The following is a 13,786-nucleotide window of genomic DNA, read 5'->3' as shown; positions in this document are numbered from 1 at the left end:
ATGCTGAAAGGCCATATACACTCATTGGAAACCTTCGGGACCGTCGATGGTCCCGGCATCCGCTTCGTGCTTTTTATGCAAGGATGCTTGTTAAAATGCCAATATTGTCACAACCCGGACACCTGGGCTCTAAATGAAGGCAATCCAATGACCCTGAAGGAGGTATTGGCTGAAATTGAGCCATATTTAGCCTACTATCGTTCTTCGGGAGGCGGATTGACTGTATCCGGTGGAGAACCAACACTGCAAGCTCATTTTGTGGCAGAGCTATTCAAAGAAGTGAAGCAACGCTGGAATTTGCACACAACGCTGGACAGTAACGGTTTTAATGACGCAGGCCGTATCCATGAACTGCTGGACGTAACAGACTTGGTGTTGCTGGATATAAAGCATATTGACAATGACAAGCATATTAAGCTAACTGGCAAATCCAATGACCGTATGCTAAGTACGGCACGATGGTTGTCTGAACAAGGGCGCAAGATGTGGATTAGACACGTGTTTGTGCCGGGTATTCATGATGATGAGCAGGATCTGCTGAATTTGGGGCGGTTTATCGGAACATTAAACGGAGTCGAAAAGTTCGAAATTTTACCCTACCACCAAATGGGTGTATACAAGTGGGAAATGCTCGGCAAGGCGTATCCGCTGGAAGGGGTTCCGTCCCCCACAGATGAAGAGGTTCAACGTGCTTATCGTCTCATTGAAGAAGGTCGTCTGGAGACCGCAGGGACAAATGCCGCTGTCCGTCCGTCATAATGTTGAATGGCCTTTAAAATACTTTCTATTTATGAAGCCGCCGCCCCATCAGGTCAGATGGGGCGGCGTTTTTTTGTTGTAGTATTTCTTGCAGCCACAGGAGAAAGTTCCCTTTTTTTCATGTTCAGCAAAATTCCCAGCAACTTTTGGTCAACAGCCGCGTCTAATAGTATGACTTTTTACGGGGATGATAATAATTTGGTAATAGAAGGAGACAAACAATGAATTTCAAGAAATGGACCATGCTCACCGCGCTTGCGGTAGCTCAGGTGGCTGCAGTAGCCCCTGTAGGAGCAGAAGCAGTATCCACTGTTCAATCCACCGATTCGGTTAGCGGACAGCAGGCTCAGGCCAATGTCACAAATTCCGGCGTTGATAATAGTATCGGGGGACAAGGTAGCACTGGAGCACAAAATGATACAGTGACACCTGATAACACAGGCGTATCCAATGATCCTTTGTCCGGCTTGCCGACGGATACAACCAACGGATCGAGCGTATCCAATGATGTATACAGTGGAGACGGAACAATCACCAACCCTGGTGGTTCTCCAACATCCATGAGTGCAAATCAACTGATTTTGTATTTGAACAGCGCAAAAATGGAACAAAACGGACAGGTGTATACGGCGACTCAGCCGATGACAGTCAAGGACGGTGTTTCTTATGTAGCTATCCGCTCGCTAGTCAGCCGCGTCGGCTTACAGTTTAGTTATGATACTGCTACCAAGGAAACCGTTATCACCCAAGGTACAAACGTGCTGCGCTTCAAGACAGACAGCAAAATTTATACTGTTAACGGTGAAGCTAGACAAATGAAGGGACCGGCATTCCAGCAAAAGAACGTATTTATGGTGCCGTTGACCTCTATTACACAGGCTTTAAATATTCCTTATACTGTAAATAATACAACAAAACAGGTTATTATGGATTTGAATCAAAAGCCTAAAGCTTCCTTCACGGTTCAGCAAAAAGATATCTATGCGGGCGAAACCCAAGTTACGTATTTGACGAAGGAATCTTCTCCTACAGGTCTTCCGATTGTGAATCAACGTTGGGAAGGCAAGCAGGACGTATTTCAAGAGCCAGGTACATATGTAGTTACCTATTCCGTTCTTGACTCCGCAGGGAACTGGAGTGATCCATACTCAGTTACGATTACGGTAAGACCGCCGAATCAGCCGCCAGTGGCTCTGTTTACAACAGATAAAAAAGAATACAAAATGGGTGAAAAAATCACGATTACGGATCTGAGTACGGATGATGAAAATGCGATTACTAAACGTGATTGGGTGAATAAGAAACTGGCGTTTTTCGAGCCGGGTGATGTGACCATAACGCTGACTGTGACTGACAAGCATGGTGCAACAGGTACAGTAAGTCAAACGATTAAGATTACGAATGAGCTGCTATACAACGAAGATGATTTCAACAAAATCTTCACGCCTTATGGTGATAAGTATAGTGTAGACGGCAGTCAGGTGCCTACTATGGCTACCATTCCGTTAACCAGCACATCTTCACCACGCCTTCTGATCCGTGCTAACAGCCCGGAACGTGTATTCCAGGATGGTATTGTGTATCAGGAAATGGGATCAGGCAGCACACGTATACTCGTCCATCATGTGAATGAAACGGGCAGAGATGTAAAAATGTACGTTATCGCAACCAACAATAATATTACTGCTGCTAATCTGAACGTCGAAAATTCCGGCTTCGCCGGCCCATCTGAGTTTGCGACGGCTGCGGGTAAGGTTTCGATTCAGCGGTACTTTCAATCCATGCAGGATGGAAGCAAACGTTCCAGCACGGTTCTGAATCCAGGCGAAAGCCGCGTTATTTTACAGGATTTGAATGCGCAAAAAATTAAGCAAAAACAGGTCATTTCTCTCTTATCTGACTTGTATACGGATCAACCTATTCAATACACAGTTGTTGTGTTAGATGCAAATGCAGATCCATTGATTGCTATGCCTACTCTGGCAAAACTGCCTAAGGACGGAATTCATAACCGTGGAACGTATGCGAATTCGGATATTACGCTGGAATATACAGAAGAGGTTGGTAAAACAGCTCAGCGTATCGTTCTTGGCGACAATAAAGTAGACCCGAACCTGCTTGGTTCAGACGGTCTGGACGGTTCTTCTTCCTCCAATGCGGGTAATTTTGGTGTTGTGTATAAGGTTAAACTGGATCGCGTAGCGCCATATTCCCTGATTACATTTAACCCGCGTGGTGGTGAATACTCTGGCTATGCTATGGTGAATAATCAGGTCGTGGGTATCCCGACGAACGGCTCCGTGTGGGCTCCGAATGAGATGAGTGTACTGTATCGTACAGGTCATATCGAGGAAAGTGTAGAGATGTATTTCACTGCTGCGGCGGGTAGTAACTTGCCAGTTTCGGTGGTAGTTATGCCATTACCAGCTATTAAAAATTAATATGTGCATCCGGTATTGTTTATTGGTTTAGACCGAAGGGTCTCATCATTCACCGTTTAAAGTCAGATCACTTACAGAATAAAGGCGTTCTCCTGCTGCGGATTCGGTTCAAGCACAGGAAGAACGTCTTTTTCTTTATCAAGAGCGCGAATATCTCTTATAACTTTGACTTTAATCGTGGTATAATAAGCAGATGCAAGCCTAAGCCTGCATCAGATAACCTGAAACTACAGACAGGGGAGGGTGAAACGCATGCTGACAAAGGATGAGATTATCGCAACAATGTCCACTCAGGGGCTGCGTATTACGGATCAGCGCAAGACGCTGGCCACGTTATTTTCCGAGAACGAAGGGTATCTGTCCCCAAAAGACGTTTATGAATATATGGGTAAAAAATACAGCGGACTCAGCTTTGACACTGTTTACCGTAATTTGCGTGTGATGCAGGAATTGGGTGTGCTGGAGCAGGTATCTTTTGAGGATGGGATGAAATTCAAGGTAAGCTGCAATGAGCATCATCACCACCACCATATGATTTGCCTGAGCTGTCAGAAAACTTTACCGATCTCTTTCTGCCCGATGCAAATGACAGATACGACAGATCAGTTCCAAATTGTTGAACACAAGTTTGAGATTTTTGGTTATTGCAAGAAGTGCCAGAAGAAGAACGGGCAAGCAGAGGCCAATTCTAATGGGGGATACAAACAGGCGAGCGGTCACACTCACAGCCACGGAGGCTACTGAAATGAAGATTACCACACGCAGAGTGGTTCAAGCTCCGATTAAGTTATACCGATCCTATATTTCACCATTAAAGCCACCGACCTGCCGCTTCTATCCGACGTGCTCCCAGTACGCGCTGGAAGCGGTGGAAGTGCATGGTGCGTTCAAGGGCTCCTGGCTGTCCGCCAAACGTATAGCAAAGTGCCATCCCTTTCATCCGGGCGGTGTAGATTTGGTGCCTCCTGCTAAAAAGCGGGCGAATAGATCCGATGAAGATCGTTTTGCTGACCGTACTGGGAAGGGCTTGACTTGACATAGCTATGCGGGTTTGGTTATATTTTGGATAATAATGTTTTCCTGCGAAGGGATGAGTAGGGTCAACCGTCCAGTACAGAGAGCCGGGGTTAGCTGCAAACCGGTCTGGACGAAGCCTGAATATGGTCCTGGAGGAACCTTTTTCGAGCGTGCTTGCCACCGTTCAATGTTTTATAGGGGCGACCGTAAGGGAAAGGCGTGATCCAGCGTTAATGGGCGGTCAGAAATGACTGGTGAAGCCTGTAGTCTGCGAGGATACGGGGAATTTGGGTGGTAACGCGTGAGGTGACTCTCGTCCCATAGGGACGGGGGTCTTTTTTGTGCCCAATTGGTGTGAAAAACATGAATTGGAGTACCGAATTCAGGGGAGCATGCCTTATTTTGCTGCCATGAACAAAACAGGAGGCAATACACATGTCCAATGAGAAAACATTTTACATTACGACACCGATTTATTATCCAAGCGACAAGCTACATATTGGTCATGCGTACACTACGGTAGCCGGAGATGCGATGGCGCGCTACAAGCGGCTGCGCGGCTACGAGGTGCGCTATTTGACAGGAACGGATGAGCATGGACAGAAGATTGAGCAGAAGGCGAGTGCGGCTGGCAAAACACCGCAACGTTTCGTTGACGATATTGTGGCAGGGATTCAGGATTTATGGCGGAAGCTCGACATTTCCAATGACGATTTTATTCGTACAACGGAAGAACGCCACAAGAGCGTTGTGCAGGAAATTTTTGATCGTTTGCTAAAGCAAGGAGACATTTATAAGGGCGAATACGAAGGCTGGTACAGCATACCTGACGAAACTTATTACACGGAGACTCAATTGGTTGACGTGGTGAAGGATGCAGAAGGCAATGTGGCTGGAGGTAAAAGCCCGGACAGTGGGCACCCTGTAGAATTAGTCAAGGAAGAGTGTTACTTTTTCCGTATGAGCAAGTATGCTGATCGTTTGTTGAAATTTTATGAGGAGAACCCGCAGTTTATCCAGCCGGAATCCCGTAAAAAAGAGATGATTAACAATTTTATCAAGCCGGGTCTGGAGGATTTGGCTGTATCCCGCACAACCTTTGACTGGGGCGTTAAGGTGAAAGGTGATCCGAAGCATGTCGTATATGTGTGGATTGATGCGCTCTCCAACTATATTACAGCCCTGGGCTATGGTTCCTCCAATACCGAGCTGTATGATAAATTTTGGCCTGCAAATGTGCATATCGTTGGGAAGGAAATTGTACGATTCCATACGATATATTGGCCGATCATGCTAATGGCGCTGGATCTTCCGCTGCCTAAAAAAGTATTTGCGCACGGCTGGCTGCTCATGAAGGACGGTAAAATGTCCAAATCCAAAGGCAACGTCGTTGACCCTGTAACACTGATTGACCGCTATGGTCTGGATCAACTTCGGTATTACTTGCTGCGTGAGGTGCCTTTCGGCGCTGATGGAACTTTTACACCGGAAAGCTTCGTTGATCGGGTCAATTCTGATTTGGCGAATGATCTAGGCAATTTGTTGAACCGTACCGTAGCAATGGTAGACAAATACTTTGAAGGTAAGGTTCCGGCTTATGAAGCGAATGTAACAGCATTCGACGGGGCTGTGGAGGAAATGGCAACAGCGACTTACAGTAAAGTAGAAGAAGCGATGGAAAATATGGAGTTTTCTGTGGCTTTGACGGCGATCAGTCAATTTATTAGCCGTAGCAACAAGTATATTGACGAAACACAACCATGGAACCTGGCCAAGGATGAGGACAAACGCCGTGAGCTGGCATCTGTTATGGTGCATTTGGTAGAAAGCTTGCGCATCGCGTCCATTTTGCTCCAACCGTTCTTGACCCGCGCTCCGCATAAAATTTGGGAACAACTTGGCATTAAAGAAGGTGAATTGACGACATGGGATAGCGGTAAGCAGTTTGGTCGCATGTCGGAAGGAACGCAACTGATCAAAGGCAATCCTATCTTCCCACGTCTGGATTCTGAGCAGGAGGTTGCTTTCATCGTGGAAGCGATGACGGGGGGCAAGAAGCCGGAGGAAGCTGAGGCTCAAGTTCAACCACAAAATGCGGCTGAGGAAGGCCAGAAGGCGCCAGAGGCAAAGGAAGAGATTGGTATTGAGGATTTTGCCAAGGTAGAACTGCGCGTCGCTCAGGTTATCGCCTGTGAGCCTGTGAAGAAGGCCGATAAGCTGTTGAAGCTCCAACTTGATCTTGGTTATGAGCAGCGTCAGGTGGTATCGGGCATTGCCAAGTTTTACACGCCGGAGGATATGGTTGGACGCAAGGTGATTTGTGTGACCAATCTTAAGCCTGTGAAGCTGCGTGGTGAGTTGTCACAAGGAATGATTTTGGCAGCATCGCACGGGGATCAGCTCACGCTGGCTACAGTACCGGAAAGCATGCCTAACGGCGCGATTGTGAAATAAATAAAGGTTGTAATAGCGTATGTCTTTCGGCTCACATGCCAGGGCATACGCTTTTTGGGTTGCAACATATTTGGCTGCTTCCTCACGTATGTTTTAGTAATAGAGCTTGTTTTGCTCGCGTTTACTTAAGACAGGCGGGAGGAAATGATGATGACGGATGTTAACGCCGGGTTGGCGATCATAGCAGGAATGGTTTCTTTTTTCTCACCTTGCTGTTTGCCACTGTACCCCTCTTATTTATCTTATATGACGGGGATGTCGGCACGTGAACTGGCCGAAGGACGGCATAAGGCTGAGGTGCGTTACCGTACGATGGGACATACCCTAGCTTTTGTACTGGGCTTTTCCCTTGTGTTTTATTCCTTGGGTGCAAGCGTAGGGTTGCTGGGAGAATGGTTTGGCAATTATAAGGATACGCTAAGAGTGGTTGCGGGGATACTGATCTTGGCGATGGGGCTGGTATCTATTGGTGTGATACGGCCTTTGATTTTAATGCGGGAGCATAAGCTTCGCTGGACATGGAAGCCTGCCGGTTATGCCGGTTCCTTTGTGATCGGAATTGGATTTGCGGCAGGCTGGTCTCCCTGTATCGGTCCCATGCTGACGGCTATTATCGCTTTAGCGGCAGTAGAGCATCATACCTGGTTCAAGCTGGTCACAGGCTACGCGCTTGGTTTTGCGATTCCATTTTTTGCATTGGCTTTACTGGCTGGCTCTGTTCGTTTATCCTCGCGTTACACGTCGATTATCGTTAAAACAGGCGGTATACTGCTTGTTATCACCGGTATTTTGCTGGTAACCGATCATATGACAGATGTAACATTGTTTTTACAACGGATTACCCCGGATTGGATGCTGGTTATGTGAAATACTCAATACGACTTAATGGAAAATGTTCAAAAATGCGCTCAGTGATAAATTCTCGCAGGGCGTTTTGCTGTTCATCAGGGTAAACGTATTTATTTTGTCCCCAACGGCCCCATTTTTTCTTGCGTTTCTCCATGTCCATTTCCAGCTTGGTTTTGGGATAACGCTTCTCAATTACAGCCTTGGACGTTTTGGTAAAACGATGCTGGATCAATTCGAACGTCAGATCTTTTGTGGCATCATGAGGCAAGGTTTCCCCCAGTTTGCGCAGCAGTTCACCGTATCCTTCTTCCCAACCGTCATACCAGATGATCGGGGCGATAATAAAGCCTAGCGGATAACCGGCTCGGGCGATTTTACCCGCTGCTTCAATACGTTCTTCGAAGCGTGAAGTCGCAGGCTCAAACTGTTTAATAACATAATCGGAATTAATGCTAAAACGAATGCGGGTATGGCCATTATGCTGAATATCCAGCAGTGGATCGACATGATGATATTTGGTAACAAAACGCAGACGACCAAATTCTTCATCTGCCATAAAACGAATCAATTCCCCGAGCGATCCGGTGATATGCTCCAAACCAACAGGATCGGAGGTACAGGCTGCTTCAAAACGAGTAATTTCGGGCGCACGTTCCTCGATATAGCCTTTCGCTGCCGATAAGATATCGTCCGTATTGACATAGACACGTATATACGGCTTTGCCCCTAATGTCGTTTGCAAATAACAATAGTGGCAGTGTCCCATGCATCCGGTCGAAATGGGAATGGCGTATTCAGCAGAGGGCTTCGACTGGTCGAAAGTTAGCGTTTTGCGAATACCGACGACCAACGTCTTTTTCGCCATTCGATACTTTTCAACTTCGGTTTCGCCCGGTAAATTGGTAATCCGGTTATGAGATGTGGTCATACGATACGGAATGCCTTTTGCTTTGACCCAATCCATAATACGCTGACCCTTAGGATAATTCAGTGCGTCTGGCTCGAAAAACACCAGATCAGGCACGAACGGTTTGGTTCCTTTGGTTTTGACAGGAGTACGCTCAAGCGTGGACATGGGTAACGCTCCTTTCAGGAATAAATATCCAGTAGTAGCTTGGATGTCCAACTCTAACTCATGCCATAGGAGAATGATACAGGGACGTTATTAGTGTACCCTGCTTAAATTGAACAAATCGTGGCAATAGCTGTGAGCAGAGGGATGAGACTTGCCAATAGGCAATGATAACATGTATCATTACATATGTAGGTTCAACGCAGGAAATGAAGGCGGTAAGCGCCCGTTCAATAACAGAAAAGAGGGAAACAAGTGCCAACGCCAAGCATGGAAGATTATTTGGAGCGCATTTACCAGCTGATTGATGAGAAGGGATACGCCCGTGTCTCGGATATCGCTGAGGGTCTGGAGGTCCATCCTTCGTCCGTTACCAAGATGATCCAGAAGCTGGATAAGGACGACTATCTCGTATATGAGAAATATCGGGGATTAATTTTAACACCCAAAGGGAAAAAGGTCGGCAAACGGCTGGTTGATCGCCACCAGTTACTAGAGCAATTTCTGGATATGATTGGGGTCGACAAGGACCTGATCTATAAAGATGTGGAAGGTATTGAGCACCATTTAAGCTGGGATTCCATCACCCGCATTGAGACATTGGTCGAATATTTCCGCCAGGATGAAGATCGTTTGCGCCAGCTTCACGATATACACAAGGAATTGAGTGGTGATTCCTGACAGGCATCGTCCGTAAGGACAGATGCTTTTTTTATTTGTCCCTACCGCAACAAATACCCGGGTATTAGCGTCTATCCATTATATAGCAGGACAAGACAGGGTTAAAAATTAACGGGGTTAGCGGGGGATTGTAATCATATGAATTGGAAGAAAACATGGGCACTGGCTGCGGGTTTACTGCTGGCGGTGCAGACGGCAGTTGTGCCAGGAGTGCAAGCGGCTCCAAACGGAGAGATTGAAATTATATTGGACGGGCAACCACTGAAAAGTGATGCTTCGCCATACATTGTACAGGGAGCCAACGTAACGATGGTACCCTTGCGGGTGATCAGTGAGGGATTAGGCGCTCAGGTTAACTGGTCAGCATCGTCCGGTACGGTAACCATTGCAGCACAAGACAAGAACATTTCTATGGAAAACGGCGGACAGAGTGCTATAGTGAATGGCAAGTCAGTTCGATTGGACGCATCTGCGCGTATGACGAGCGGAAGAGTCATGGTGCCGCTGCGTTTTGTTGGGGAAGAGTTGGGATTAAAAGTGGACTGGCGAGCTTCAGAGCGAGTCATTACGTTAAATAGTGGTAAAGTGGGTGCCGCCACAGGCGGAACAACATCCTCCGGTGGCGGCTCCAGCTCCAATATGTCTACATCTGACAATCCGGGAAGTGTAGATACGAATCAGGGAATTAATGATGACGAGCAGGCGAGTGTCACTTCACCGTCTACATCAACCAATGAGGGCAGCTCCAATTCTTCGCAGGGACAGGTCGTGCAAGTGAAAGCTTCTACTTCCATGCGTGGGGCTTGGATTTCTACGATTAACGGGGATTGGCCTTCTTCCGCCGCCCGAAGCAGCACCGAGAAGCAAAAGCAGGAATTTACCAAAATGCTTGATGATTTGCAGGGGATGGGTATTAATGCGGTTTTTGTTCAGGTCCGGGCCAGTGGGGATGCGCTGTATCCGTCCAATCTTGTGCCATGGAGCAAGTACCTGACGAATACCCAAGGTAAAAATCCGGGCTATGATCCTTTAAAATTTATGATTAGTGAATCGCACAAGCGGGGGATGGAGTTCCATGCCTGGTTTAACCCTTTCCGCGCCAATTCTACAGGGACCACCAATGGTTTAGCTGCAAACCATGTCGCTAACCAACATCCGGATTGGATTGTTAAGAATGGCAGCCAGCTTTACATCAATCCGGGTATTCCCGCCGCTCGCCAGCATGTCATTGATGCGATTATGGAGGTTGTGGACGGATACGATATTGACGGCGTTCATTTGGATGACTATTTCTATCCATACAGCGGTACTTTTGATGATGATGCGACTTTTCAAGCTTATAATGCCAACAAAATTTCTAACAAAGACGACTGGCGGAGAGATAATGTGAACAGCTTTGTCCGTGATTTGGGCAAAAGCATTCATGCAAGCAAGTCCAAAGTGCAATTCGGTATTAGTCCTTTTGGAGTGTGGCGCAACAAGTCTCAGGACTTAACCGGATCAGATACGAAGGCAGGCGTTACAGCGTATGATACGACATTTGCCGATGTACGTACCTGGATTAACAAAGGCTGGATTGATTATGTAGCTCCACAGATTTATTGGAGTATCGGTTTCCCGGCCGCTGGCTATGACAAGCTTGTGGCATGGTGGTCCAATGAGGTCAAAAATTCAGATGTTAAGCTGTACATTGGACATTCTCCTTATAAAATCGGCACTCCTGAAAAGGGCTGGCAATCTGCCGAAGAGTTGATTAAGCAACTCAAGCTGAACGAAAATTATAACCAGATCAAAGGAGATATTTACTTTAGTGCCCAGCATTTAAGGAAAAATCCGAACGGACTTATTCAGCTTCTTCAAAATTATTATCAATAATGATGTAAATTCGTTCATATAGGTTCTAAATAAACCTCCGTTCTCATACATAAGCAGTAGAACTGCTTACTCCCAAGAGAACGGAGGTTTTTTGATCTATGCTGATCAATGCTGTGTTCCAGGGTGGAGGGGTTAAGGGTATATCGCTGGCGGGTGCAGTTAAGGCTGCGGAGGAGCATGAAATTGTATTCAACCGCGTAGCGGGTACATCATCAGGTGCTATTGTAGCTGCTTTGTTGGCGGCAGGATATTCAGCAGATGAAATGAAAGCCGTGATCGAGAAAACCCCCTTGGTCAGCTTGTTACGGCGTTCTCCGGTGTTTAACATCAAATGGGTTGGACCGGCAGCTCGTATTTTTCTTAAAAAAGGGCTGTACTCTGGAGAAGCATTGGAGCATTGGGTGCGGGAGCTGTTGCTTGCCAAGGGAGTGCGTACGTTCGCGGATCTGCCTCCAGGCAAGCTGCGCATTATTGCTTCAGACATAACGAACGGACGCATTCTGGTGCTTCCTGAGGATATCAAACGTTTCGGTATGAGCTCCTCTTCACTGGAGGTGGCCAAGGCCATTCGGATGAGCACAAGCATCCCATATTTTTTCGACCCCGTTATGCTAAGACTTGATCCTTTGCACACGAAAGGAAAAAAATTTTCACAGCAATTTGTGTTTGTTGTCGATGGGGCATTGCTAAGTAATCTGCCTTTATGGCTTTTTGATGAGCCTGTAAATGAACGAAAGGCCAAAACCATTCCAACAGTAGGCTTTCAGATGGTGGGCAAAACGGGAGCCGAAACGAAGGTTTCGTATATACGGGGGCCATTGACGATGCTGCAAGCTATTTTTGATACGATGCTATCAGCGCATGATGAGCGTTATATTGAGCAGGAGAATCGATATCGGACGATTAAAATCCCGACGCTGGGCATTCGCACAGCACAGTTCAACATTTCTCCTGAGCAAAGCAATTTGTTGTATGAATCTGGTGTGCAGGCAGGAGACGCTTTTTTCCACAAATGGAGCATCGCTTCTTATCAACAGCAGTATAACAAGTATCAATTAATGAAGGATACGATGTACGCCATGAAATAATCATTTGTTAGTTGGAACTGGAGTCAAGAGGTTAAAAAAGGAGCCATTTCCCGGTGATTTTTCATTACGCGGGTGATGGCTCCTTTGCGTACCATGTTAGAGTGTGATCGACTAATGATACTTAGGCTGTTCTTCTTCGTTTTTGCCCTTAGAACCTTCAATAACATGAAAAGGATACGCTTTGCGCTTGCTTGTAGTCTGCTGCTTGCGTGTGCTGGCTGTTTTGGCCATCGTGCGTGCAGAGGGTTTAATCTTGGGCGTACGGGTGCGTCGTCCTGGCAGGTATTTGTACAGCAGAAATATAACTGCAAAAACAAGGACAGGAATCAATAAACTTATAAGAAAGCCCCAGCTTCCTCTCCATACCATATCCACAATCCCATATGCGCCCAAGGCAAGGGTAAGCCAGAAAATAACCGCATGTCTGTTCATCTTTCACTCATCCTTTCACAGGATCAAGGACCGAGCTGTTGAAGTTCTCCTTTACAGGTACATTTTCCAACTCGGCATCCAATTCCAGCATACGCTTGAACGAAGCAATGGATACCTCTACTTGATCATCGGTCGGTTCTTTGGTGGTAAGTAGTTGCAGCCACAGGCCGGGGTATCCCAAATAACGGAGTACCGGAATTTCCCGCAGGGCATTTGTTAGCTTGAGAAATTCAAAAGAAAGCCCCAACACGATTGGAAGCAGCAAAAGCCGCTGTCCCATACGCTCCCACAGATTATCATACGTAAACAGGGAATATACAAGTACCCCGATGATCACTGTGAGCATGATAAAGCTGCTACCACAACGGTAATGCAGACGACTGTATTTTTGCACATTAGCAGGGGTTAGTTCTTCACCCGCTTCATATGCGGTAATCACCTTATGTTCTGCTCCGTGATACTGGAAAAGTCGTTTGATCAACGGAGTTTGGGAAATTCCCCATAAATAGGCCAACAGCAGAATCAGCTTAATTGCTCCTTCCGCCAGATTATGCAAAATCTGCTCGTGAAATAAATTTTTAAACAGGAAGTCCTCTACAACAACCGGAACGAGGGTTAACACAATTTTGCCGAATAAAAAGGATAAAATCCCGACCGCGGCCACACCGATGATCATACTCAGGCTCCAGCGGGATTCTTCTTTTTTCTTTTGTTCAGCGCGTTCTTCTGGGTCAATTTCATCATCAGCATACGCATCGGCTGAATAGTTCAAATGTTTTGTACCCTTGGCGCTGGAGTCGATGATGCTTACAATTCCCCGCAATAACGGAATTCTGCGAAATTTGGTCACCCAGGATTGCTCCTTGCGCGGTACTTCCAAATATGTGATTTCGCCAGTTTTGCGGCGAACTGCCGTGACATTGACACGCTTGCCGCCGAACATGACACCTTCAATGACAGCCTGACCACCGTAGCTTACAGGCTTGGATGCTTGTGACAACCGTCTCACCTCTCTTTACACGTGCTTTTTGTATATTGTATCGAATTTGGAAGGGAATATCTAGTTGGGGGAGGGGAGTTGGACTTCAAATGCTAAAAAGGCACATTATTAGTTAGTT

The 13,786-nt window shown here is 46.6% G+C and carries 13 protein-coding genes; 10 read left to right on the top strand and 3 right to left on the bottom strand.

What is annotated here, in order from left to right; genetic code table 11:
* From pflA to C1I60_RS21710, 7 genes are all read left to right on the top strand, one after another.
* Positions 1–759, top strand: a complete 759-nt coding sequence (gene pflA / locus C1I60_RS21740; RefSeq protein WP_137063580.1) for a pyruvate formate-lyase-activating protein — start codon at positions 1–3, stop codon at positions 757–759.
* Positions 760–765: 6 nt separating this feature from the next.
* Positions 766–984, top strand: a complete 219-nt coding sequence (locus tag C1I60_RS24995; protein WP_137063579.1) for a hypothetical protein — start codon at positions 766–768, stop codon at positions 982–984.
* On the top strand, positions 981–3,200 hold the full coding sequence (locus tag C1I60_RS21730) for a copper amine oxidase N-terminal domain-containing protein (protein WP_137063578.1): 2,220 nt from the start codon (positions 981–983) through the stop codon (positions 3,198–3,200). Before C1I60_RS24995 ends, C1I60_RS21730 begins: the two co-directional genes overlap by 4 nt.
* A 252-nt stretch (positions 3,201–3,452) precedes the next feature.
* A complete protein-coding gene (locus C1I60_RS21725) occupies positions 3,453–3,944 on the top strand; it encodes a Fur family transcriptional regulator (RefSeq protein WP_137063577.1) in 492 nt (163 codons plus the stop codon).
* A 1-nt stretch (position 3,945) separates the two neighbouring features.
* Positions 3,946–4,236 (top strand): membrane protein insertion efficiency factor YidD, encoded by a 291-nt coding sequence (yidD, locus tag C1I60_RS21720; protein ID WP_137063576.1) that lies wholly within the window; start codon positions 3,946–3,948, stop codon positions 4,234–4,236.
* A gap of 416 nt (positions 4,237–4,652) precedes the next feature.
* A complete protein-coding gene (metG, locus tag C1I60_RS21715) occupies positions 4,653–6,671 on the top strand; it encodes a methionine--tRNA ligase (RefSeq protein WP_137063575.1) in 2,019 nt (672 codons plus the stop codon).
* Positions 6,672–6,821: 150 nt separating this feature from the next.
* Positions 6,822–7,538, top strand: coding sequence for a cytochrome c biogenesis CcdA family protein (locus tag C1I60_RS21710; RefSeq protein ID WP_170970868.1), 717 nt, complete (start codon positions 6,822–6,824; stop codon positions 7,536–7,538).
* On the opposite strand, the gene splB is transcribed toward C1I60_RS21710, so the two are convergent.
* The gene (splB, locus tag C1I60_RS21705) at positions 7,531–8,595 is read right to left on the bottom strand and encodes a spore photoproduct lyase (protein ID WP_137063573.1); all 1,065 of its coding nucleotides are present in this window, start codon (positions 8,593–8,595) and stop codon (positions 7,531–7,533) included. The genes C1I60_RS21710 and splB overlap by 8 nt on opposite strands.
* Before the next feature lie 252 nt (positions 8,596–8,847).
* Between splB and mntR the strand changes: the two genes are divergently transcribed.
* From mntR to C1I60_RS21690, 3 genes are all read left to right on the top strand, one after another.
* On the top strand, positions 8,848–9,273 hold the full coding sequence (mntR, locus tag C1I60_RS21700; RefSeq protein ID WP_137063572.1) for a transcriptional regulator MntR: 426 nt from the start codon (positions 8,848–8,850) through the stop codon (positions 9,271–9,273).
* A gap of 138 nt (positions 9,274–9,411) precedes the next feature.
* Positions 9,412–11,148 (top strand): family 10 glycosylhydrolase, encoded by a 1,737-nt coding sequence (locus C1I60_RS21695; RefSeq protein ID WP_137063571.1) that lies wholly within the window; start codon positions 9,412–9,414, stop codon positions 11,146–11,148.
* Positions 11,149–11,246: 98 nt separating this feature from the next.
* Positions 11,247–12,236, top strand: a complete 990-nt coding sequence (locus C1I60_RS21690) for a patatin-like phospholipase family protein (RefSeq protein ID WP_137063570.1) — start codon at positions 11,247–11,249, stop codon at positions 12,234–12,236.
* A 111-nt stretch (positions 12,237–12,347) separates the two neighbouring features.
* Here C1I60_RS21690 and C1I60_RS21685 read toward each other — a convergent pair whose 3' ends face one another.
* The gene (locus tag C1I60_RS21685) at positions 12,348–12,668 is read right to left on the bottom strand and encodes a DUF2339 domain-containing protein (protein WP_137063569.1); all 321 of its coding nucleotides are present in this window, start codon (positions 12,666–12,668) and stop codon (positions 12,348–12,350) included.
* A gap of 7 nt (positions 12,669–12,675) precedes the next feature.
* Complete coding sequence (locus tag C1I60_RS21680) at positions 12,676–13,668, bottom strand: DUF1385 domain-containing protein (RefSeq protein ID WP_137063568.1); 993 nt, start codon at positions 13,666–13,668, stop codon at positions 12,676–12,678.
* Between the last annotated feature and the right edge of the window lie 118 nt (positions 13,669–13,786).

This window comes from Paenibacillus terrae (assembly GCF_005217525.1).
GTDB classification, from domain to species: domain Bacteria; phylum Bacillota; class Bacilli; order Paenibacillales; family Paenibacillaceae; genus Paenibacillus; species Paenibacillus terrae_C.
This window is presented reverse-complemented; position numbering and strand designations above follow the sequence as displayed.

Coding starts and splice junctions, on each gene's coding strand:
- pflA (WP_137063580.1), top strand. CDS start 1: ATGCTGAAAGGCCATATACACTCATTGGAAACCTTCGGGACCGTCGAT.
- splB (WP_137063573.1), bottom strand. CDS start 8,595: ATGTCCACGCTTGAGCGTACTCCTGTCAAAACCAAAGGAACCAAACCG.
- C1I60_RS21725 (WP_137063577.1), top strand. CDS start 3,453: ATGCTGACAAAGGATGAGATTATCGCAACAATGTCCACTCAGGGGCTG.
- C1I60_RS21730 (WP_137063578.1), top strand. CDS start 981: ATGAATTTCAAGAAATGGACCATGCTCACCGCGCTTGCGGTAGCTCAG.
- C1I60_RS24995 (WP_137063579.1), top strand. CDS start 766: ATGGCCTTTAAAATACTTTCTATTTATGAAGCCGCCGCCCCATCAGGT.
- yidD (WP_137063576.1), top strand. CDS start 3,946: ATGAAGATTACCACACGCAGAGTGGTTCAAGCTCCGATTAAGTTATAC.
- metG (WP_137063575.1), top strand. CDS start 4,653: ATGTCCAATGAGAAAACATTTTACATTACGACACCGATTTATTATCCA.
- C1I60_RS21685 (WP_137063569.1), bottom strand. CDS start 12,668: ATGAACAGACATGCGGTTATTTTCTGGCTTACCCTTGCCTTGGGCGCA.
- C1I60_RS21690 (WP_137063570.1), top strand. CDS start 11,247: ATGCTGATCAATGCTGTGTTCCAGGGTGGAGGGGTTAAGGGTATATCG.
- C1I60_RS21695 (WP_137063571.1), top strand. CDS start 9,412: ATGAATTGGAAGAAAACATGGGCACTGGCTGCGGGTTTACTGCTGGCG.
- C1I60_RS21710 (WP_170970868.1), top strand. CDS start 6,822: ATGACGGATGTTAACGCCGGGTTGGCGATCATAGCAGGAATGGTTTCT.